Source organism: Pseudomonas sp. LBUM1644 (assembly GCF_059716195.1).
Window position 1 is genome coordinate 3444475 of the sequence record NZ_CP166812.1, and the last position, 20747, is coordinate 3465221.

General features: G+C 57.9%; 20 protein-coding genes. 14 read left to right on the forward strand and 6 right to left on the reverse strand.

The genetic code is table 11. The features are described from left to right. Positions 1 to 185: 185 nt before the first annotated feature. Positions 186 to 1046: a non-homologous end joining protein Ku gene (gene ku / locus ACA052_RS15500; RefSeq protein WP_497645662.1), complete on the forward strand. Its 861-nt coding sequence runs from the start codon at positions 186 to 188 to the stop codon at positions 1044 to 1046. Positions 1047 to 1149: 103 nt separating this feature from the next. On the opposite strand, the gene lpxO is transcribed toward ku, so the two are convergent. Further along, entirely contained in the window at positions 1150 to 2049 is a 900-nt protein-coding gene (lpxO, locus tag ACA052_RS15505; RefSeq protein ID WP_497645663.1) for a lipid A hydroxylase LpxO, read from the reverse strand. A gap of 411 nt (positions 2050 to 2460) precedes the next feature. Between lpxO and ACA052_RS15510 the strand changes: the two genes are divergently transcribed. Continuing rightward, on the forward strand, positions 2461 to 4050 hold the full coding sequence (locus ACA052_RS15510) for an ABC-F family ATPase (RefSeq protein WP_109630940.1): 1590 nt from the start codon (positions 2461 to 2463) through the stop codon (positions 4048 to 4050). A gap of 220 nt (positions 4051 to 4270) precedes the next feature. Then, on the forward strand, positions 4271 to 5458 hold the full coding sequence (locus tag ACA052_RS15515) for an MFS transporter (RefSeq protein ID WP_497645664.1): 1188 nt from the start codon (positions 4271 to 4273) through the stop codon (positions 5456 to 5458). Positions 5459 to 5690: 232 nt separating this feature from the next. On the opposite strand, the gene ACA052_RS15520 is transcribed toward ACA052_RS15515, so the two are convergent. Both ACA052_RS15520 and ACA052_RS15525 read right to left on the reverse strand, forming a co-directional pair. Further along, entirely contained in the window at positions 5691 to 6728 is a 1038-nt protein-coding gene (locus ACA052_RS15520) for an alpha/beta hydrolase family protein (RefSeq protein WP_497645665.1), read from the reverse strand. Between the two features lie 169 nt (positions 6729 to 6897). Further along, positions 6898 to 7509: an FMN-dependent NADH-azoreductase gene (locus ACA052_RS15525; protein ID WP_497645666.1), complete on the reverse strand. Its 612-nt coding sequence runs from the start codon at positions 7507 to 7509 to the stop codon at positions 6898 to 6900. 132 nt (positions 7510 to 7641) lie between these two features. Here ACA052_RS15525 and ACA052_RS15530 point away from each other — a divergent pair, with 132 nt between their 5' ends. Then, entirely contained in the window at positions 7642 to 8550 is a 909-nt protein-coding gene (locus tag ACA052_RS15530) for a LysR substrate-binding domain-containing protein (protein WP_497645667.1), read from the forward strand. Beyond that, on the forward strand, positions 8547 to 8906 hold the full coding sequence (locus ACA052_RS15535; protein ID WP_497645668.1) for an MmcQ/YjbR family DNA-binding protein: 360 nt from the start codon (positions 8547 to 8549) through the stop codon (positions 8904 to 8906). Before ACA052_RS15530 ends, ACA052_RS15535 begins: the two co-directional genes overlap by 4 nt. Here the strand turns inward: ACA052_RS15535 and ACA052_RS15540 are convergent. Then, positions 8903 to 9331: a DUF1294 domain-containing protein gene (locus ACA052_RS15540; RefSeq protein ID WP_497645669.1), complete on the reverse strand. Its 429-nt coding sequence runs from the start codon at positions 9329 to 9331 to the stop codon at positions 8903 to 8905. The two genes, ACA052_RS15535 and ACA052_RS15540, sit on opposite strands and share 4 nt — an antisense overlap. Beyond that, positions 9328 to 10158 (reverse strand): undecaprenyl-diphosphate phosphatase, encoded by an 831-nt coding sequence (locus tag ACA052_RS15545; protein ID WP_497645670.1) that lies wholly within the window; start codon positions 10156 to 10158, stop codon positions 9328 to 9330. Before ACA052_RS15545 ends, ACA052_RS15540 begins: the two co-directional genes overlap by 4 nt. A 294-nt stretch (positions 10159 to 10452) precedes the next feature. Here ACA052_RS15545 and ACA052_RS15550 point away from each other — a divergent pair, with 294 nt between their 5' ends. The 9 genes from ACA052_RS15550 to fapF all read left to right on the forward strand — a co-directional run bounded on the left by ACA052_RS15550 (position 10453) and on the right by fapF (position 19003). Continuing rightward, on the forward strand, positions 10453 to 12087 hold the full coding sequence (locus tag ACA052_RS15550) for a methyl-accepting chemotaxis protein (RefSeq protein ID WP_497645671.1): 1635 nt from the start codon (positions 10453 to 10455) through the stop codon (positions 12085 to 12087). 230 nt (positions 12088 to 12317) lie between these two features. Then, the gene (gene pnuC, locus ACA052_RS15555) at positions 12318 to 12881 is read left to right on the forward strand and encodes a nicotinamide riboside transporter PnuC (protein WP_497645672.1); all 564 of its coding nucleotides are present in this window, start codon (positions 12318 to 12320) and stop codon (positions 12879 to 12881) included. Next, positions 12878 to 13402, forward strand: a complete 525-nt coding sequence (locus ACA052_RS15560; RefSeq protein WP_497645673.1) for an AAA family ATPase — start codon at positions 12878 to 12880, stop codon at positions 13400 to 13402. Before pnuC ends, ACA052_RS15560 begins: the two co-directional genes overlap by 4 nt. 356 nt (positions 13403 to 13758) lie before the next feature. After that, the gene (fapA, locus tag ACA052_RS15565; protein ID WP_497645674.1) at positions 13759 to 14199 is read left to right on the forward strand and encodes a functional amyloid chaperone FapA; all 441 of its coding nucleotides are present in this window, start codon (positions 13759 to 13761) and stop codon (positions 14197 to 14199) included. Between the two features lies 1 nt (position 14200). Next, positions 14201 to 14791 carry a fibril amyloid subunit FapB gene (fapB, locus tag ACA052_RS15570; RefSeq protein ID WP_497645675.1) on the forward strand — a complete coding sequence of 197 codons (591 nt, stop codon included), beginning with the start codon at positions 14201 to 14203 and terminating at the stop codon, positions 14789 to 14791. Between the two features lie 51 nt (positions 14792 to 14842). Then, positions 14843 to 16165 carry an amyloid-like fimbrin subunit FapC gene (fapC, locus tag ACA052_RS15575; RefSeq protein WP_497645676.1) on the forward strand — a complete coding sequence of 441 codons (1323 nt, stop codon included), beginning with the start codon at positions 14843 to 14845 and terminating at the stop codon, positions 16163 to 16165. 62 nt (positions 16166 to 16227) lie between these two features. Next, positions 16228 to 16908 carry a fibril amyloid maturation endopeptidase FapD gene (fapD, locus tag ACA052_RS15580; RefSeq protein WP_497645677.1) on the forward strand — a complete coding sequence of 227 codons (681 nt, stop codon included), beginning with the start codon at positions 16228 to 16230 and terminating at the stop codon, positions 16906 to 16908. Between the two features lie 33 nt (positions 16909 to 16941). Further along, positions 16942 to 17679 (forward strand): fibril amyloid subunit FapE, encoded by a 738-nt coding sequence (gene fapE / locus ACA052_RS15585; protein ID WP_497645678.1) that lies wholly within the window; start codon positions 16942 to 16944, stop codon positions 17677 to 17679. Between the two features lie 46 nt (positions 17680 to 17725). Next, the gene (gene fapF / locus ACA052_RS15590; RefSeq protein WP_497645679.1) at positions 17726 to 19003 is read left to right on the forward strand and encodes a fibril amyloid transporter FapF; all 1278 of its coding nucleotides are present in this window, start codon (positions 17726 to 17728) and stop codon (positions 19001 to 19003) included. A gap of 146 nt (positions 19004 to 19149) precedes the next feature. On the opposite strand, the gene ACA052_RS15595 is transcribed toward fapF, so the two are convergent. Beyond that, positions 19150 to 20475 carry a sigma-54 dependent transcriptional regulator gene (locus ACA052_RS15595; RefSeq protein ID WP_497645680.1) on the reverse strand — a complete coding sequence of 442 codons (1326 nt, stop codon included), beginning with the start codon at positions 20473 to 20475 and terminating at the stop codon, positions 19150 to 19152. Positions 20476 to 20747: the final 272 nt, after the last annotated feature.

Below are 20747 nucleotides of genomic sequence, written 5' to 3' on the forward strand. Positions count from 1 at the left end.
GGCAGCCTCTCTACGTGAATGCACCCTTCGATAGCACGCTACGCCCAGGGTTCGGTTTTGTTAACCAAAACCTTCCCGGCAAGATGTAACACCAAGTTGATCCCCCGCCAGGGCTCGGCCACACACCACTGAAACTTTTGCGCGGGGCCACAGGTCACCTGATCATCACTCGCGAGTAGACGACCATGGCAAGGGCAATCTGGAAAGGCGCAATCAGTTTCGGCCTGGTGCACATCCCTGTGGCGCTGGTCTCGGCGACGTCTTCCCAAGGGGTGGATTTCGACTGGCTCGACAACCGCAGCATGGACCCGGTCGGCTACAAACGCATCAATAAGGTCACCGGCAAGGAAGTCACCAAGGAGCACATCGTCAAAGGCGTGCAATACGAGAAGGGGCGCTACGTGGTGCTCAGCGAAGACGAAATCAAGTCGGCGCACCCGCTGTCCACGCAAACCATCGACATCTTTGCCTTTGTCGACAGTGAGCAAATCCCCCTGCAAAACATCGACACGCCCTACTACCTCGCGCCGGACAAGCGCGGCGGCAAGGTCTATGCGCTGTTGCGCGAGACCCTCAGCAAAACCAACAAGGTCGCCCTCGCCCATGTGGTCTTGCATACCCGTCAACACCTGGCCGCGCTGATGCCGCTGGAGTCGGCCATGGTGCTGGTGATGCTGCGCTGGCCCGCCGAGGTGCGCAGCCTAGACACGCTAGAGTTAGGCAGCGAAGTGACGAAACCGGAACTGGCCAAGGGCGAACTGGACATGGCCAAACGGCTGGTGGAAGACATGAGCGCCGACTGGAAGCCCGAGGACTACCGCGACAGCTTTGAAGACAAGATCATGGCGCTGGTCGAGAAGAAGGCCAATGAAGGCAAGATCGAGGATGTGGAAACGGCGACGGGTGAAGAGGAGCGTAAGACGGCGGATGTTATTGATTTGACTGAATTGCTTAAACGTAGCCTTGGTGGCAAGAGTACCGCTAAAACCAAGCCGGCAGCCAAACCCGCCGCAAACAAAAAAGCCACGAAGAGCTCTCGTGGCTGATTAATGATTCTCGTCCCCTGTAGGGGCTGCCGAAGGCTGCGATCTTTGATCTTGATTTTGGTTTTTAAAGGCAAGATCAAAAGATCGCAGCCTTCGGCAGCTCCTACATCAGCACAAAAATCGCCAGCAACCCACCAAAAATCGCCCATTTCTCCAGGTAGTAGAGTTTGCGGTTAGTCTTCTTCAGCGCCTTGCCGCGCAAGCGAATCTTGTAGATTTTGGCGAACAAACGGTTGATGCCGCCCGTCTTGTCGCCCGCATCGTTCGGCGCGCCCGCCGCCGACACCACGTTACGGCTGAACCAGCCATTGAACGCCGCCGCCCAGCGATACTTCATCGGCCGCTCGATGTCGCAGAACAGAATGATGCGGTTCTGACTGGTGGTGTTTTCGGCGTAATGAATGAAGGTCTCGTCGAACATCACCGCTTCACCGTCTCGCCAATGATAATTTTCGCCATCGACGTTGATGTAGCAACCGGCATCGTTGGGCGTTTCGAGCCCCAGATGATAGCGATAGGAGCCCGCATACGGATCACGATGACGCACCAGTTTGGAGCCTGGTGGCAGTTCGGCGAACATCGCCGCCTTGATCGAACCGATGCTCTGCACCAGTTCGGTGGTGCGCGGGCAGAGTTTCATGGCCGAAGGATGACTGTCGCCATACCACTTCAGATAGAAACGCTTCCATCCGGTCTTGAAGAATGAGTTGAAGCCGACGTCATCGTACTGGTTCGAGCGCTTGATCTCCCCGGCCTTCAGCAGGTTCTGGCCTTCGGCGCGAATTTCTTGCCAATTAGCCTGCAACGGACTCAGGTCCGGGAAATCAACCGGATCGAGGTAAGGCTTGTTGGGGATTTTCGAGAACAGATAAAGGAAGCAATTGACCGGCGCCAGGAACGTCGAGTGATCGCTCAGTTGGCGTCCCAGTTTATGGCGTACCCGACCCCGCAGGTGGACGTACGCAATGGATACGACATATACAGCGGCAATAATCAGCTTCACGGAAATCGTCACACTTCAGAGGTGAACAAACTGCGTTCATGCCTGTCGGCATCCGGTTAACTGGCATTTTAGCCACTGTTTGTAACAAATGGTTAGCATTCAGGTGTGAAAATCTGTCCGCTGATACCGCCAAAGTGTCCGTGCGGCCTCAACGCCCTATCGTTTAAAGAGCCAGACCAGTACAATCGCCGCCAAACATTACGCGCCCCCCTTGGTTGATGACGGGAATGAACCCCGTCTCAGCGCACTTCGACTCGGGCCAAGCGCTCCAACTGCTGCTGTCCACTTATTGCCAGATGGACCTTCCGCTTCTGACCGGGATGAATTTCCCGTGGTTTGAATACCGGAAACGGGTACTGAATCGGTACTGCCGCAACCCTAGCTACTCTGAATGCTTCGCAGGAAAAACCTTTGATCTCTACAGCTAACATCACGATGCAGTTCGGCGCCAAGCCGCTATTCGAAAACGTTTCGGTGAAATTCGGCGCGGGCAACCGCTACGGCTTGATCGGCGCCAACGGTTGCGGCAAGTCGACTTTCATGAAAATCCTCGGTGGCGACCTCGAGCCTTCCGGCGGCCAGGTCATGCTCGAGCCGAACGTGCGTCTGGGTAAATTGCGCCAGGACCAGTTCGCCTACGAAGAATTCACCGTGATCGACACTGTGATCATGGGTCACGAAGAGCTGTGGAAGGTTAAAGCCGAGCGCGACCGTATCTACTCGCTGCCGGAAATGACCGAAGAAGACGGCATGGCCGTTGCCGAACTGGAAACCGAGTTCGCCGAAATGGACGGCTACACCGCCGAATCCCGTGCCGGTGAATTGTTGCTGGGCCTGGGTATCGGCATCGAGCAGCACTTCGGCCCGATGAGCGAAGTGTCCCCAGGCTGGAAACTGCGTGTATTGCTGGCTCAGGCGCTGTTCTCCGATCCTGAAGTGCTGTTGCTCGACGAACCGACCAACCACTTGGACATCAATACCATCCGCTGGCTGGAAAACATTCTGACCCAGCGCTCCAGCTTGATGATTATCATCTCCCACGACCGTCACTTCCTGAACAGCGTGTGCACCCACATGGCTGACCTGGATTACGGCGAGCTGCGTCTGTTCCCGGGCAACTACGACGAGTACATGACCGTGGCGACCCAGTCCCGCGAGCAGCTGCTGTCGGACAACGCCAAGAAGAAAGCACAGATTTCCGAGCTGCAATCGTTCGTCAGCCGCTTCTCGGCCAACGCCTCTAAAGCCAAGCAGGCCACGTCCCGCGCCAAGGCGATCGACAAGATCCAACTGGCCGAGGTCAAGCCTTCGAGCCGTGTGAGCCCGTTCATCCGCTTCGAACAAACCAAGAAGCTGCACCGTCAGGCGGTCATCGTCGAGCGCATGGCGAAAGGCTTCGACGGCAAGCCGCTGTTCAAGGACTTCAGCTTCGTCGTTGAAGCGGGCGAGCGCGTGGCGATCATCGGCCCGAACGGTATCGGTAAAACCACTCTGCTGCGCACCCTGGTCAACGAACTGACTCCGGATGCCGGCACCGTGAAGTGGACCGACGCCGCGGAACTGGGCTACTACGCCCAGGACCACGCGCACGACTTCGAAGACGATTGCAACCTGTTCGACTGGATGGGCCAGTGGACCCAGGGCGGCGAGCAAATCGTTCGCGGCACGCTCGGCCGGATGCTGTTTTCCAACGACGAGATCCTCAAGTCGGTCAAGGTCATCTCCGGTGGTGAGCAAGGTCGCATGCTGTTCGGCAAGCTGATCCTGCAAAAGCCGAACGTGTTGATCATGGACGAACCGACCAACCACTTGGACATGGAATCCATCGAGGCGCTGAACCTGGCGCTGGAGAACTACCCGGGCACGCTGATTTTCGTCAGCCATGACCGTGAGTTTGTATCGTCATTGGCGACCCGCATTATCGAGTTGAGCCCTAGCGGCGTGATCGACTTTAGCGGTACTTATGATGATTACCTGCGTAGCCAGGGCGTTGTGTTCTAAATAAGCATGCTGCCACTGAAAGCCCCGTCCTGGTGACGGGGCTTTTTGTTTTTTAAGATCAAAAGATCGCAGCCTGCGGCAGCTCCTACAGGGGTACGCATTCCAACTGTAGGAGCTGCCGCAGGCTGCGATCTTTTGATCTTATCGTTAGCCAGCTTCCTTTTATTTCGCGCCCAAGCCATGATGCAGCTCTCCCCCCGCCGCCCGCGAACGAGCCCACATGTCTGCGCCGCAACTGCCCCCGCAAAGCTCCCTGGCGATCACCCTGCAGATCGTCTCCATCGTTTTCTATACCTTTATTGCCTTCCTCTGCATCGGCCTGCCGATTGCGGTGTTGCCGGGGTATGTCCATGAACAACTGGGGTTCAGCGCCATTGTTGCGGGACTGACGATTGGCTCCCAGTACCTGGCCACCCTCCTCAGCCGCCCGATGGCCGGGCGCATGTCGGACAATATCGGCACCAAGCGAGCGATCGTTTACGGGCTGTCAGGGATTGTGTTGAGCGGCGTGCTGACGCTGATTTCAACCTTGCTGCAAAGCTTTCCGCTGCTGAGCCTGTTGATCCTGATTGCCGGTAGATTGTTGCTCGGCATAGCGCAGGGCTTGATCGGCGTAGGCACCATTAGCTGGTGCATGGGCCAGGTGGGTGCGGAACATACCGCGCGTTCGATTTCGTGGAACGGCATTGCGTCTTATGGTGCTATCGCAATCGGGGCACCGCTGGGCGTGGTGATGGTCGCAGAATATGGCTTCGCCAGCCTGGGGATTGCGCTGTCGCTGCTGGCCTTGGCCGCGCTGTGGCTCATCCGTAACAAACCGTCGGTGCCGGTGATTCGCGGCGAGCGTCTGCCGTTCTGGGCGGTGTTCGAGCGGATTGCGCCGTTTGGTGCAAGCCTGAGCCTGGCCTCGATCGGTTACGGCACGCTAACGACCTTCATCACCTTGTATTACGTCAGCCGAGGCTGGACTGGGGCGGCCTATTGCCTGACGGTCTTCGGGATTTGCTTCATTTTGTCGCGACTGTTGTTCATCTCGGCGATCAGCCGCTTCGGTGGTTTCACCTCGGCCATCGCCTGCATGACCATTGAAACAGTAGGCCTGGTGCTGCTGTGGCTGGCGCCTTCGACCGGTTATGCGCTGATCGGTGCAGGCCTGACCGGGTTTGGTTTGTCACTGGTGTATCCAGCGCTGGGGGTTGAGGCGATTAAACAGGTCCCCAACTCGAGTCGCGGCGCGGGTTTGAGTGCTTACGCTGTGTTTTTCGATCTGGCGCTGGCGATTGCCGGGCCTTTGATGGGGGCGGTGGCGCTGAACCTGGGGTACTCGTGGATTTTCTTCAGTGCGGCGTTGTTGTCGGTGACTGGGCTTGGCCTGACCTTACTGCTGAAACGCCGCGCAATGGCCTGAAACTCACGAACACGCAAACCCTGTAGGAGCTGCCGCAGGCTGCGATCTTTTGATCTTATGTACGCTTAAATCGCAAACATCAAGATCAAAAGATCGCAGCCTGCGGCAGCTCCTACAGGGAATGTGCGTTTTTTTGATCGGCGGTTTACAGGCCGGCGTGGGGTACTTTGATCGGCGGTTTATAGGCCGGCGTGGGGTATTTTGATCGGCGGTTTATAGGCCGGCGTGGGTTTTATTGATCGGCGGTTTGCATGCCGGCGCGCGTTGATTTGCCCAGGGTGTGGGAGAAGAAACGCCCGGCTTCGGAAATCAGATTGCGGTGAATGTCTTCGCGGTCGACCCCATCGGCATCGGTACACAGGGCCGGCATGATGACGATCTGCTCATCGTTGCAAGGCGCCATAAACACGAAGTGCCCTGCCCCGGCCAACAATTTGAAGTCGGGGGCGATCGGCAGTTTGCGCGCCAACGCCGCGGCGTTTTTGTCGAACGGCACCAGCTTGTCGCCGTCACCGCTGTAAAGCAGCACCGGGACATGCACGTCCGCCAAGGTGTGGCGACCGAACTTCAGGCTCAGCGGTGCCATCAGCAGCAACGCGTGAACGCGCGGGTCGGCCACCGGTTGCAGGTCATCCCGGTCGACAATCAATTCCCCCTGAGTGTTGCAGGCGTCGCGATCATCCGGACGCTCCTGGCAGTAACGACGCAGACGATCCAGGTCGGGTGTGGCTCCAGACAGGATCAACGCCGTCTCCCCGCCGGCCGAATAACCGATCACGCCGACCTGATCGGCATTGACGAATGGCGCGAGCATGCGATCGCCCAAGGTCGCGGTAATCGCTTCGGAAATCTGGATCGGCCGACCGTAAAGGTTACTCAAAGTACCGAGACGGCTGTGGTCTTTGGAGTTGTCACCAGGATGGAACACCGCTACCACCACAAAGCCTTTGCGTGCCAGCGACGTCATCAGGTCGTGCAGGGCCAGCGGGGTTCCGGTGTTGCCGTGGGACAGCATCAACATCGGGAAGCGACCGATGGCGACGCGCGTGTCTTCACCGGCTTCGACCGAATAGCCCTCGAGTTTGCTGGTGTGTTCACGGTCGCTGGAGGGATAGAAAGCGATGGCGCGCATCGGTTGCAGATCCAGAGGATCGAGAAAAGTCATCTCATGGAAGCCGACGCTCCAGTGAGGAGGAGGCGCAGGCGCGGCGTGCACTGAATTCAGGCTGCTGAGCAGGCAAATCAGTAAACTTGCACAAAGACGCACCATGGGATGCCCCACCTTGTTACTAGACCGGAGACGGTAACCCTCTACTGCATAACTCGGGCCATAAAATGTAATAGCCAGAAACAAAAAACTCCGTATCTGACACTTGCGTGATCAGAATACAGAGTTTTTTGGTGGTTTGCCTGAGCTGATTCAGCTCTTTACGCAAGCCTTACGCAGCGGCGAACAGCTGCTCGCTGATTTTCGCCTGGGCGTCGCTCATGGCTTTGGTGCGGACTTCATCACCGTAAGCCAGACCTTCGGCGCGGACGATCTCGATGTCAGTGACACCGAGGAAGCCGAACACCAGTTTCAAGTAATCTTCGTGAGCAACGCCGGACGCCTGGCCAGCATGCAGGCCACCCGACGTCGAAACGATCACGATTTTCTTGCCACCGCACAGGCCTTCAGGGCCGGCTTCGGTGTAGCGGAAGGTTTGACCGGCAACGGCGATACGGTCGATCCAGGCCTTGAGTTGGGTCGGGATGGTGAAGTTGTACATCGGTGCGGCGATTACCACGGCATCGGCGGCAATGAATTCAGCCAGGGTCGACGCGCTCAGCTCGGCTTCGTGCTGTTGGGCCGCGTTACGCAACTCAGCGGTGGTGCCGGCGGCAACCAGGGTCGTGGCGGAGAAGTGGCTGATGGCGTCGGCAGCCAGGTCGCGGTAGGTCACGACGGCAGACGGCTCGGCGGCTTGCCAGGCTTTAGCGACTTCACTGCTCAGCTGACGGGAAGCCGAGTTGTCACCAAGAATGCTCGAATCGATATGCAACAATTTCATGTGGGATCTCCAGGTGAGGACCGCCACGAGGCGATCTGATGGAAACAATCCTACAGGCGAAACCAATAGCTGATTAGTCGGCAACAATGCGATAGTTTGTCCTACTGATAGAACAATCGAGCCAACACCCTCATGCAAGACCTCAATGACCTCTACTATTTTGCCAAGGTGGTCGAAGCCGGTGGCTTCGCGGCGGCCGGGCGTTTGCTGGGCATTCCGAAGTCGCGACTGTCGCGGCGCATCGCCGAACTCGAAGAACGCCTGGGCGCGCGCCTGCTGCAACGCACGACCCGGCAACTGAAGTTGACGGCCGTCGGCGAACGTTACCTGCGACACTGCCAGGCGATGTTGCTGGAAGCCGAGATGGCCGATGAAGCGGTGGCCAGCATGTCCAGCGAACCGCGTGGGCGCCTGCGGGTGTCCTGCCCCGTCGGGCTGGCCCATGAAATGTTGCCGATGGTGATCAGCAAATTTCTTGAAAAGCACCCTCAGGTTCAATTGGAAGTCATGCTGCTGAATCGCCGGGTCGACTTGGTGACCGAGGGTGTCGACGTCGCCCTGCGGGTCCGCGAACTGGGTGATGAAGATCCGTTGCTGGTCACGCGTCGGCTGCGCCAGGCGCAAATGCTGCTGGTGGCCAGCCCGGCCTTCCTTGCCGGTCGGGCGATCACGCATCCCGAGGACCTCAAGGGTTTGCCGGTGCTCGGTGCACTGGAAGCCGATCGCATGGTGCATATACGCATGCTCGATCAACAGGGCAAAAACGTTGATCTGGCGCTCGAGGCGCGACTGGGCATCGACGACTTCATCGTGCGCCGGGCCTGCACCCTGGCTGGCCAGGGCTTTACGATGCTGCCGATGATGTATTGCGAACAGGAACTGGAAAACGGCACGCTGGTGCAACTGCTGCCCGACTGGTCACTGCCTGGCGGCTGGCTGCAAGCGGTCTACCCTCATCGGCGCGGCGTGATGCCGGCAGTGCGCGCCTGGATCGACCATCTCATCGAATCATTCAACGCCTGTGGGGACCGACTGATATGAAGGCTGGGCGCATGAGCGAAGAGGATGTCGCGACCTTCTGTCTTGCGCTGCCCGGTGCGCGGGAAGACTACAAGTGGGGCGGCGTTCGGGTGTTTTCGATTGCCGGGAACAAGATGTTCGTCCTCCAGGGCCTACGCGGGGACTCATTGGCCTTCAAGGTCGACAAGGATCTGTTTCTCGGCCATTGCGACCGCCCGGGCATTCATCCCGCGCCTTATCTGGCGCGAGCCCAGTGGGTGATCATGGAAACGCCCTACCCTCTGAGCGCCGAAGAGCTACAAGGCTTGTTGCAGCGTTCCCACCAACTGGTGGTGAGCAAGTTGCCCAAGCGCACCCAGGTCGGACTGCTGCTCTAGAACAGCGCAAACAAATGCGCCCCCAGGAATAACTGGTCGATCCAGAACACCTGGTGCAGCAATACGATGAGCCAGAACAGGATCTGGTAGGAGATTTTGCGGGTCTTGTGGCGAAACACTTGCTGCGCGAGCAAGGCGCCCGGCCAGCCTCCGGCCAGTTCGACCGCGTGCAGGACGTTCTCCGGCGTGCGCCAGCGTTCGGTTTGCGCCTTGCGTTTGTCGCTCCAATAAAGGAAGAACGCCAGTACGCTGACGATCCCGTAGGCTGACAGAGGGATCAGCGAAATCCCCTGCAACCCCATCGACATCGAGCCAAACAGCGGCAGCGCGCACACCGCCGCGAACACCAGCCATTTCAGCCGAAGATGCCGGGTCTCTCCCCCGGAACCGCGTCCGGGTCTGTTGCGCGCGCTGGAGTCGCTCATGGCTTGGCGGCTGCCCAATCGACCCAACCGAACTGCCAGGTCGCCAGGATCACAATGCCGAACACGATGCGATACCAGGCAAACGCCGCATAACTGTGAGTGGCAATGAACTTGAGCAGGCCCTTGACCGCGATCATCGCGAAGATAAACGCGGTGACAAAACCGAGGGCGAACACCGGGAAGTCTGCCGGCACGAACAGATGGCGATACTTGAACCCCGAATACACCGCCGCGGCGACCATGGTCGGCATCGCCAGGAAGAACGAGAACTCGGTCGCCGTTTTGCGCGACAAACCAAACAGCAGGCCGCCGATGATCGTCGAGCCGGAGCGCGATGTGCCTGGAATCATGGCCAGGCACTGGGCGAAGCCGACTTTCAGTGCATCTTTCCAGGTGATGTCGTCAACGGTTTCGGCGTGCACTTCGTGCTGACGCTTTTCGGCCCACAACATGATGATCCCGCCCACCACCAACGCCGCCGCAACCGTAATCGGGTTGAACAGGTAATGGTGGATCAGATCGGAAAAAATCACCCCCAGCACCACGGCCGGCATGAAGGCAATCAACAGGTTGGCGGTAAAGCGCCGGGCGCCGGGTTGCGTCGGCAAACCGGTCACCACGTCGAGAATCTTGCGGCGAAACTCCCAGACCACGGCCAGGATCGCGCCCAACTGGATGATGATGTTGAACGCGATCGCCCGCTCACCACCGAAGTTGAGCAAATCGGCCACGATGATCTGGTGTCCGGTACTGGAAATGGGCAAAAACTCCGTCAGCCCTTCTACAACTCCAAGTATCAATGCCTGAACGGCGGTCCAAAGATCCATCAATCCCCCAAGAAGCGATGCCCCCAGGCATGCCCCGTTAATATTTTTTTAGAGCGCTCACTGCGATCAGCCTAGCTGAAGTCCCGCGCGCACAAGATCTACACAAGCGCGTAAAAATCCTGTGAAAAATCAACTTGGATTCAGGTTTCTCCGTGCGGGGCCGAAATCCTATCAGACAAGTCTTGTTACCGCTGCCGCGTTATAGGACTTGGGTCGAATTGGCCCGATCTGCAAAGTGTGCTTGGATGCTGGCGATCATTTATTACAAGAACAAGAATCCGGAGTGACAGCGTTATGAACAGCTTGCGCAATATGTCGATCAGCCGCCGCTTGTGGCTCATCCTGATCGTGGCGGTCATGATGCTTTTAACGCTGGGCGTCTTGATGCTCAAGCAGATCCATGACGACCTGTATCATGCCAAAGTCCAGAAAACCCAACACGTGGTGCAGACCGCGAGCGGCATACTGACCTACTACCACGACCTCGAAACCGCCGGCACGCTCACACGCGAAGCCGCGCAGAAACAGGCATTGACCGCCGTTCGCGGCCTGCGCTACGACCAGAATGACTACTTCTGGATCAACGACCTGACGCCGGTCATGATCATGCACCCGGCCAACCCCAAGCTCGATGGCCAGAACCTCTCGGCCATCCGCGACCCGGACGGTTTTGCGCTATTCAATGAAATGGTTGCGGTCGCCAAGGCCAAAGGCGCCGGCACCATCGAGTATCGCTGGCCGAAACCGGGTGCCAGCGAACCGGTAGAAAAAACGTCCTACGTCAAACTGTTCGAGCCTTGGGGCTGGGTGCTTGGTTCGGGCGTCTATATAGATGACATGCAGGCCGAGTTCGTTGGCCAGGTCTGGAAAGCCTCGATTGTCGGGCTGGTGATCGCCGCGATCATGGCGCTGCTGGTGATCCTGATTGCCCGCAGTATCGTCCGTCCGCTCCAGGAAACCGTGAACGCCATGGCCAATATCGCCAGCGGCGAGAGTGATCTGACCCGCAGCCTCGACGCCCAGGGCGACGATGAAGTGACGCAACTGGCACGCCATTTCAACGCATTCACCGCCAAACTGCGGCGGGTGATCGGCGAATTGCAGGTGTCCGCCAGCGCACTGGGCCAGTCTTCCACCGAGTTGGGCAATGACGCCGCCCAGGCTCAACAACGCAGCCAGCAACAGTCCCAGCAGATGGAACTGGTGGCCACGGCAATCAACGAAGTGACCTATGGCGTGCAAGACGTCGCGAAGAATGCCGAGCATGCGGCCAGCGAGATGCGCGACGCCGAGTCTCAAGCCCGACAAGGCCAGGTCAACATCGATGGCAGCTTGCAACAGATCGACAAGTTGTCTTCGACCATTGTCCAGGCCGTGGAAGTGATTCGGACCCTGGCGACCGAAAGCACCCAGATCGGCAGCGTGCTGGAAGTGATCCGTTCCATCGCCGAACAGACCAACCTGCTGGCCCTCAACGCGGCCATCGAAGCCGCTCGGGCCGGGGAACAGGGTCGCGGTTTCGCCGTGGTGGCCGATGAAGTGCGATTGCTGGCCCAGCGCACCCAGAAGTCCACGGCCGAGATCCAGTCAATGATCGAACGCCTGCAAACCCACTCCGAAGCGGCGGTCAAGGTGATCGGCGACAGCAGCCGCGCCTCGCAGCTGACCATCGAGCAGGCCGGCCTCGCCGGTGCCAGCCTGAATGCCATTGGCCAGGCACTGCGCAACCTCAATGGGCTGAACGCGTCAATCGCCAGTGCGACCTTGCAGCAGGCGCATGTCGTCGAGGACATCAACCAGAACGTCACCCAGGCAGCGGGACTGTCTCACAGCACGGCCCTGGCGGCCGAGCAATCGAGCGCGGCCAGCGTTCGGCTCAAGGACCTGAGTGAGCAGTTGAACGGGCTACTCAAACAGTTCCGCGTGTAAAACACCTGTAGCAGCCGCCGAGCCTGCGAGGCTGCGTTCGGCTGCGCAGCAGTCGTAATTCTGGCATACGTGGTCGTCCTGACATACGGCGTTGCTGGATTTACGACTGCTGCGCAGCCGAACGCAGCCTCGCAGGCTCGGCAGCTGCTACCGGCCGCGTGAGGCGGTACTACTTGGCGGCGCCTGCCGGTACAATCCGCCCCCTCTTCGACTTCCTCCAAGGAACCTCCATGTCCGGGCTTGAACTGTTTGCCGCCGCCCTCGGTGTCATTGCCGTCTGGTTGACGGTCAAACAGAACCCCTGGTGCTGGCCCATTGGCCTGGTCATGGTCTCGCTTTACAGTTGGGTCTTTTTTGAGGTGAAACTCTATTCAGACATGCTGCTGCAGGTGATCTACGCCGCGTTGCAAGTCTATGGCTGGTGGCAGTGGACGCGCGCGGGGGCAGCGCGGCAAGGACGGCAGGTCAGTCAACTCAAGGGCAAATCGATCGCGCTCGGCCTGGCCATCGGTGCGCTCGGCAGTCTGTTACTCGGCGCCGCCATGGCGCACTGGACCGACGCCGCCCAGCCTTGGCTCGATGCGGCGCTGACCGGCTTCAGTTTGGTGGCGCAGGTCTGGATGGCGCAAAAACGCGTCCAATGCTGGCCGCTGTGGATCACCCTGGATGTGATCTTCGTCGGGCTCTTCATCTATAAAGGGATGTACCTGACCGCCGGGCTCTATGCGTTGTTTACCCTGATTGCTGTTGAAGGCTGGCGTGAGTGGCGCACCGATCCGGCGCTGCGCACATGAAAGTCCTGGTGCTCACCGGCCCCGAATCCAGCGGCAAAAGCTGGTTGGCGGCCGAGTTGCAAGCGCATTTTGGCGGGGTGTTGGTGGACGAATACGTGCGGTGGTTCATTGAGCAGAATCCGCGAGATACGTGCCTGGCCGACATTTCGCACATCGCCCTGGGCCAGATGAAATGGGAGGACGAGGCCCGCGCCCGGCAACCGCGGCTGCTGATTCTGGACACGCATTTGCTGAGCAATATCCTCTGGAGTCAGACGCTGTTCGGCGATTGCCCGGCCTGGATCGAACAGGCGCTGTTGGCCCGGCAGTATGATTTGCACTTGCTGCTATCACCCGAAAACATCGACTGGACCGACGATGGCCAGCGCTGCCAACCCGACCTGAGCGAACGCCTGGCATTTTTCGACGCGACGCGGGGCTGGCTGGAACAGCATCGGCAACCTTTCCAGGTATTGCAGGGGGACTGGGCAAAACGTCGCGCTCTGGCGCTACACGCCGTGGCGGTGCTACTCGCCACCTGACCCGGTTTTTGGGCCTTAAGGCCCAGTGTTTACCCTGTTTTGGGGTAAAACTGTCCATTTCTGAAACATCCATCCCGGCGCAAACAGGCCGTTTCAACGCTCCACGCGTTCTTTCCCGTCACTTGTTACGACGTTGATACAACTCCGCGCAAACCCTTGTTCTAGAGCATTGCAACCGCTTTTCTTGGTTCAAATCAATTGTGCCTGTCTCAAGCATGAAACAAACCCTTAACCCAGCTCCCGGACAAAATTCGTAACCTGTTGAATCACAACAAAATTCAAAAAACGGCACAGCTTTCGCTCTCTCCTTCCCAACGCTGACTAGGACCAGCCCACAAAAAGAAGGAATTGCCGCCGTGGGGAAACTTGATAGAAGCATCTATAGCCTGCTGCTGATCGGATGTGCACTGGGCTCAACGGTCTCTCTGCCCGCCCAGGCTGACAACGGCATCATTATCATCAAGCGCGATGTACAAGTGCGCAACGCCGTGCAAGCGCCGGTGATTCCCGACCCTCACCCAACCACCGCCAATGCCAACCCGTCCAAACAGATCCTCGGTCAAACGAACGAGCTGAGTGACGGTGACTTTGCCAACGTCGCCAGTGGTGCAGGCATCTCCCGCCTGGTCACGCAAAACACCGGTGGCAACCTGGGCGGCAATATCAGCAACCAGCAGCAGCTTTCCAATCTCCCCGCTGGCCGCTCCGGAAATTCCGGCAACGGTATTGCCAACATGGTCAATTCAAACGTCCAGCAAGGCCTGGGTGCTCTGAAAATCATAACGGGAGACCGTTAAGATGAATCGCTCACTGCTGATTATCGCCATGTTTTGCAGTGCTTCGACCTTTGCCCAACCTCCCGTCACCAGTAACGCCCAGGTCATAAACAACGCCGAAATCGACGGTTCGGGCATGCAATACCAGGGCAACCTCGGGGTCAACCAGGCTGCCGGCGATCAACAACAACAGGCTAACGCACGGGCCATCGCCGTTGGCCATGGCGCCAGCGCGACCACACAGATTCGCCAACGGTTGCGCACCGAGGTAGACCCCACGATCGATGCCCGTTCCAGCATCCAGGGCGACTCCTTCAGCCGCGGCAACGGCGTACTGGGCGTCAACCAGAGCTCGGGTGCCAGTAACCAGCAAGCCAACGCACTGCGTATCAGCATCAGTGCGCAGCCGCAAACTATCGACGACAGCGTCCTCAGGCAACAGAACGTGGCGCTGATCAACACCTCCGATCCAACTGACTCTGCACCAGGCAATCGCCAGGTCACTACCAGTGACCAGGCATTCACCGGTAGCCGTGGGGTGATTCAGTTGAATCAGAGTGCCGGGGTAGGAAACCGAATGGCCAATACCCTGAGCATACGGGTCGCGGATTGACCCAAACAGGTAATAACAACACTTAACCTAAAATAAGTACGGAGAATCACCATGAAACCTTCGATGGCACTAAAGCCTCTGGTTTTCGCAATTGCTGCGGTCATGGCTGTTGCTGTACAAGCGAACGATCGGAATGATGACCACCACCATCATAATGGCGGTAATCAAACCCCTCCCCCAAAAATGATCCCTATCAGTGCGACTGCCAATGCCAATGATAAGCAGAACAGTACTGGCAACCGCATCTACAACCAAGGGACTCAAAACTCAGCCGAGATGAGTAGCTCTGGCACAGGCGCCAGCGGCAACGTGGGTGTCAACGTGGCTGCCGGTTCTGGCAACCAACAAGACAACGCGGCTGCCATCGCGAATGCTGCCTCTGACAACGCCTCTATCGATAACAGTTTCGTGTTTGGCACTGCCAGCGCTACGTCTAAAGTCACTCAGTACAGCAACAACAACCGGGTCGAAAACTACTCCACCACCAACTCCGCTGTGATGAGCGGGTCGGGCAGTGGTGCCAGCGGCAACATGGGCATCAACATTGCTGGCGGCGATCTTAACCAACAGAAAAACACCATGGCGATTGCCAACTCCAGTGCCCCGCTCGGTAACGCAAGCGCCACCGCGTCTGCCGATCAAAACGGTCCTGGCCTGACAGTGGTTAACGGTGCCGACCGGACGTACAGCCTGGATACGATCTCGTTGACCAAAACACTTAGCGGCAGTTCCTCTTTCAACAAGGATTCCAGTCTGAGTGTTGATAAGTCCAAATCCAGCAGCTGGTCTGCCAGCGGCTCCAACAGCTTTGATGCCAGCGGTTCCAAAAGCTCGGCTGCCAGCGGCTCCGCAAGCACCGATTCGAGCGCTACTAGCAGTGCTACTTTGAGCGCTTCTTTGGATGCTACTTTAAGCGCATCGGCGGAAGCTGCCAGATCCGTTACCTTCAATAACGGCAATGGCGATCGCACCCGCAGCAGGGAATCCAGTGCTTCGCTAGACGCTTCGCTCAGCGCATCGGTCGATGCATCTCTCGACACATCGAGCTCACATTCGACCGACTCTTCGTATGATAAATCGCACGACTCGTCATTCACCAAATCGTATGACTCTTCGTACGACAAATCTGGCGAGAAAGCGTCCGCATCGTCGAAAGACGTGACGAAAAGCTACAGCGAGAGCAGTGCATTTGAGTTGAGCAGTACCTACTCTTATCAAGTGCTGACTCCAACTGGCTGGGCCAACCCTGTGACCAACACTGCAACCCTGAGCGGTTCGGTGAATGGCGGCAGTGGCAACCTGGGCGTCAACGTGGCTGCTGGTGTGGGCAACCAACAAAGCAACTCGCTGGCCATTTCCAACCAATCGTTCTGATGGCTGTCTCGGGAGGCCCCCTTACGGGGGCCTTTTTCAACGCACATAGAAGGCGTCCCACCATGCGCATTATTGCTTTGGCATTTTTGCTTTGCGTGGCCAGTGTGATCGAGGCTGCCCAAATGCCGCTTTCCGTCCTGCCGGGCGGCGCGGTGGTCTATAAGCCGATCCAGAGCATACGCGAGCGCAAATTTTCCGACCTGGTACAACAGAAAACCGACTTCAGTTGCGGCGCAGCTGCGCTGGCGACCGTATTGCGCCAGGCCTATTGGCTGGATGTAAATGAAGAACAGATCATCGAAGGCATGCTAGCCAACTCCGACCAGAACCTTGTTCGCGTCCAGGGCTTCTCCATGCTCGACATGAAGCGCTACGTGGAGAGTATCGGCATGCGGGCCCGTGGCTACCGGGTAGCAACGGAAACGTTGAGCGAGATCAAAATTCCGGTGGTGGTACTCATGGACATCCGTGGCTACAAGCACTTTGTGGTCATGCAAAGAGTCAATAAAGGCTGGGTCTATATCGGCGATCCGGTACTCGGTCATAAACGGTACAAAGTCGACGACTTTGTCAAAGGCTGGAACGGCATCATCTTTGCCGTCATCGGCCAGGGCTATGACAAAACCAATGCGTTGCTCGACCCACCGATGCCACTGACTGCCAAGCAAAGCCTCAACACCTTCAGCCCGGTGCAAGACGCAGAGTTGATGGATTTCGGATTTATCCGAAGCGACTTCTTCTAATAACAAGGGAGCACGACGCTCCGGGAGCATCTCATGAAGACTCCAATCTGGCTGGCCGTTGTCTGCCTGGCAGCCAGCCTGCCGACACAGGCACAAATTTTCAAACCCATCGAACTGAACGATCAGGAATTGGCGGTCCTGCGCGGCCGCTTTGTCATGCCGGGCCGAATCGTCAGTTTCGGCGTTGTCATGACCAGCACTTGGCAAAATGCCAACGGTGAAGTGATCGGGGCAACGTCCTCGATGCAAGTTCAACAAACGACCATCAAGCCGCAGTTCTATGTGTCGTTGATCGACAAAACCGGTAATAGCTCAACCATCAAGCAAGGCGCCGGTACCGTCACTGGCGGTAACGGCCTCAACAGCACCGTCGGTGTGACTCAGGTGGTGCGTGCTGCCGGCGACAATAACACTGCCAATAACAATGTAGACATCAACGTCGCAAAGGGTAACCAAGCGCCAGCCACGCAACAGCAGGGCCAGGCATTGGGCGCAGGCGAGACGTTGGTCGGCTCCAATGGCGCGGGCTCGATGAGCGTTTCTTCCACCGGGACGGGTGTGCAACTCAACATATTGGCCAACAACAACCAGGGCAGCACCGTGCAACGCCTGGCGCAGGGTGGGCTGATGCAAAACACGACGTTGCTCGGCGGGGGCAACCAGGTCAGCAACCTCACATCCCTCAATGTCGTGCTGCGTGACGCGCCGACAGCCGGGGCGCTGAACGGCAACCTGGACCAGCTCAAAGGCATTCGCGCTCTTGGATTCTGATCTACGCTCAGTCTCATCAGATCTAGTCAGAAGGGACGGCTAACCTATGCACCGATCTATGACGTTCAACGCTATCGTTTGTTTGAGTACCCTGGCCCCGGCCACCTTGCTATACGCAGCACCGGACCCCCAGGTCGAAGCACTAAAACAAGAACTCATGGAGTTGAAACAGCGTTACGAAGCACAACAGAACGCGCTGATGGTACTCGAGCAGCGCGTTCGCCAAGTCGAAGAAGCACCGGCGACACCTGCTCCCAAACGCCTGACCAAATCCCCCGCCGAGACCAAGGGTGGCCAGGCGGTGGCCGGCGCTGCGCCGGGAACCACCGGCAGTTCATACGGCCAATCGCTCAAGGATGATTCGGAGCCTGCGCAAAGCGTTTCCAACCTGTATGACGAAGCCAGCGGCTTCTTCGGTGGCGGCAAGTTCAGCATCGAAACCGGCCTGACCTACACGCACTACGATACCCGCGCGTTAACGCTCAACGGCTTCCTGGCACTGGATTCGATCTTTCTCGGCAACATCAACCTCGACCGCATCAAGGCCGACAACTGGACACTGGACCTGACCGCCCGTTACAACGTGGCGCAACGTTGGCAGTTCGACATAAACGTCCCCGTTGTTTATCGGGAATCAACGTACTCCTCCGGTGGCGCGGGTGGCGCAGGTCCAGTGACGTCGGACGCAACCGTAACCCGCGACCCGACCATCGGCGATGTGAACGTTGGTGTTGCTTACAAGTTTCTGGATGAGTCCGCCAACCTGCCCGACGCGGTGGCTACACTGCGCGTCAAGGCACCCACCGGCAAGGACCCTTACGGCATCAAGCTGGTCGAGGACCCGAGCAACGATAACCTCGCGGTCCCCGAGGACTTGCCTACCGGCAATGGTGTCTGGTCCATCACCCCGGGGCTCTCTCTGGTCAAGACCTTCGACCCGGCCGTGCTGTTCGGCACCTTGGCCTACACCTACAACATTCAGGACTCTTTCAGCGACATCAGCCCTCAGGTCGGCTCCAAGGTGAAAGGAGACGTGAAACTGGGCGACTCCTGGCAGATCGGCGGCGGCATTGCATTCGCCTTGAACGAGAAGATGAGTATGTCGTTCTCGTTCACCGATCAGTTCGCCCGCAAGAGCAAGATCAAGCCGGACGGTGGCGACTGGCAATCGATTTCCAACAGCGATTACAACGCGGCCAACTTCAATATCGGGATGACCCTGGCGGCAACGGATAACCTGACGATCGTTCCCAACCTGGCCATTGGCTTGACCGACGACGCGCCGGATTTTTCCTTCAGCCTGAAATTCCCTTACTACTTCTGACCCACAAAAAACCCCGCTGCGACTTCAATCGCAGCGGGGTTTTTTTTGGTTTTAAAGATCAACAGATCGCAGCCTGCGGCAGCTCCTACAGGGGGATGCGTTCCCTTGTAGGAGCTGCCGCAGGCTGCGATCTGTTGATCTTGGGTTTAGCGGATCTGGTGTTTATGCAACAACCGGTAAAACGTCGGCCGGGACACGCCCAGGACGCGGGCGGCAACACTGAGGTTGTCACTATGGCGATTCAACACATCACACAAAGCCTGGCGTTCAGCGCGGGTTTTGTAGTCATCGAGCGTGCCCATCGGCGCAGCGATGGCCTGCTGACTGATGAGCCCCAGGTCGCGCGCCTCGATCTGCCGACCTTCGGCCAACACCAACCCGCGACGTACCCGGTTGGCCAGCTCGCGAACATTGCCTGGCCAGTCGTGTTTGCCCATGGCAATCAGCGCGTCTTCACTGAAACTGCGCGGGCGACGACCGGTTTCATGGCTGTAGAAATGGGAAAAATGGTTGGCCAGCATGGATAAGTCGCCATGGCGCTCACGCAGAGGCGCGGTCACGACTTGCAGGACGTTCAAGCGATAGTACAAGTCTTCACGAAAGCGCTTCTTCTCGATGGCTGCCTCGAGGTCGACGTGTGTCGCCGCCAACACCCGCACGTCCACCGGAATCGGCTGGCTGCCGCCTACGCGTTCAATGTGTTTTTCCTGCAGGAAGCGCAGCAAATTGGCTTGCAGTTCCAGGGGCAGGTCACCGATCTCATCGAGAAACAGTGTTCCGCCATTGGCCGCTTCGATCCGTCCGACCTTGCGTTGATGGGCGCCAGTAAAGGCTCCCTTCTCATGACCAAACAGTTCGGACTGGATCAAGTGCTCGGGAATCGCGCCGCAATTGATCGCGACAAAGGGTTTGCTATGACGCTGGGACTGTCGATGCAGGGTTCGCGCCACCAACTCTTTACCTGTGCCGCTTTCACCTCGAATCAACACCGGCGATTCGGTGGGCGCCAGTTTGCTCAGCAACTTGCGCAGTTCACGAATAGGTTTGCTGTCGCCCAGCAACTCGTGCTCGGGCTGATCAATATGAACCGTGCCCTGCCCCCGCAGACGGGCCATGCCGAACGCACGGCCCAGCGTCACCTGGACCCGGGACACATCGAACGGCAAGGTGTGGAAATCGAAAAACCATTCGCAGACAAAGTCGCCGACATTCTGCAACCGCAGGACTTCCTGGTTCAGCACGGCGATCCACTCGGTGCCGCTGCGACTGATCAGCTCCTTGACGGCATCCGGGCGTTCCAGGTGAAAAGGCTGCAATCGTAACAGCCCGACGTCGCAGGTTTTGTCGCCGGCGTTTTCCAGCGTACAGCTGTCAACGTCCCAACCCACAGAGCGTAATCCCGGCAGCAGGCGATAGCAGTCATCGCATGGATCCACCACTAACAGACGTCGTAAGGCAGGCGCTTCAATCATGACTATTCCTTGACGCCAAATTCTATGAAATATTATTAAAAACAGTGATTTGGCGGGGCTGACTGTAACGTTAGCAAGAATTTGACGAGGGCTTGTACCGTTTGACTATAGGGCTGTTGGGTAAAGCGATATAAGAAACGATTTCATTAGTTACCTAGCGAGTTCAACCTTTCATTCAGCTTTCAAAGCCTGCCTGTTTATTGGATATATGAAAGAAAGCTGAAATTTCTTTTGATTGTGTGTGACCCGAACCCCGGTTGCGGGCATCAGTA

Coding starts and splice junctions, on each gene's coding strand:
- ACA052_RS15550 (WP_497645671.1), top strand. CDS start 10,453: ATGAACAGCTTGCGCAATATGTCGATCAGCCGCCGCTTGTGGCTCATC.
- fapD (WP_497645677.1), top strand. CDS start 16,228: ATGCGCATTATTGCTTTGGCATTTTTGCTTTGCGTGGCCAGTGTGATC.
- ACA052_RS15520 (WP_497645665.1), bottom strand. CDS start 6,728: ATGGTGCGTCTTTGTGCAAGTTTACTGATTTGCCTGCTCAGCAGCCTG.
- ACA052_RS15525 (WP_497645666.1), bottom strand. CDS start 7,509: ATGAAATTGTTGCATATCGATTCGAGCATTCTTGGTGACAACTCGGCT.
- fapC (WP_497645676.1), top strand. CDS start 14,843: ATGAAACCTTCGATGGCACTAAAGCCTCTGGTTTTCGCAATTGCTGCG.
- pnuC (WP_497645672.1), top strand. CDS start 12,318: ATGTCCGGGCTTGAACTGTTTGCCGCCGCCCTCGGTGTCATTGCCGTC.
- ACA052_RS15515 (WP_497645664.1), top strand. CDS start 4,271: ATGTCTGCGCCGCAACTGCCCCCGCAAAGCTCCCTGGCGATCACCCTG.
- ACA052_RS15530 (WP_497645667.1), top strand. CDS start 7,642: ATGCAAGACCTCAATGACCTCTACTATTTTGCCAAGGTGGTCGAAGCC.
- ku (WP_497645662.1), top strand. CDS start 186: ATGGCAAGGGCAATCTGGAAAGGCGCAATCAGTTTCGGCCTGGTGCAC.
- ACA052_RS15560 (WP_497645673.1), top strand. CDS start 12,878: ATGAAAGTCCTGGTGCTCACCGGCCCCGAATCCAGCGGCAAAAGCTGG.
- ACA052_RS15540 (WP_497645669.1), bottom strand. CDS start 9,331: ATGAGCGACTCCAGCGCGCGCAACAGACCCGGACGCGGTTCCGGGGGA.
- ACA052_RS15545 (WP_497645670.1), bottom strand. CDS start 10,158: ATGGATCTTTGGACCGCCGTTCAGGCATTGATACTTGGAGTTGTAGAA.
- ACA052_RS15595 (WP_497645680.1), bottom strand. CDS start 20,475: ATGATTGAAGCGCCTGCCTTACGACGTCTGTTAGTGGTGGATCCATGC.
- ACA052_RS15535 (WP_497645668.1), top strand. CDS start 8,547: ATGAAGGCTGGGCGCATGAGCGAAGAGGATGTCGCGACCTTCTGTCTT.
- fapB (WP_497645675.1), top strand. CDS start 14,201: ATGAATCGCTCACTGCTGATTATCGCCATGTTTTGCAGTGCTTCGACC.
- fapF (WP_497645679.1), top strand. CDS start 17,726: ATGCACCGATCTATGACGTTCAACGCTATCGTTTGTTTGAGTACCCTG.
- fapE (WP_497645678.1), top strand. CDS start 16,942: ATGAAGACTCCAATCTGGCTGGCCGTTGTCTGCCTGGCAGCCAGCCTG.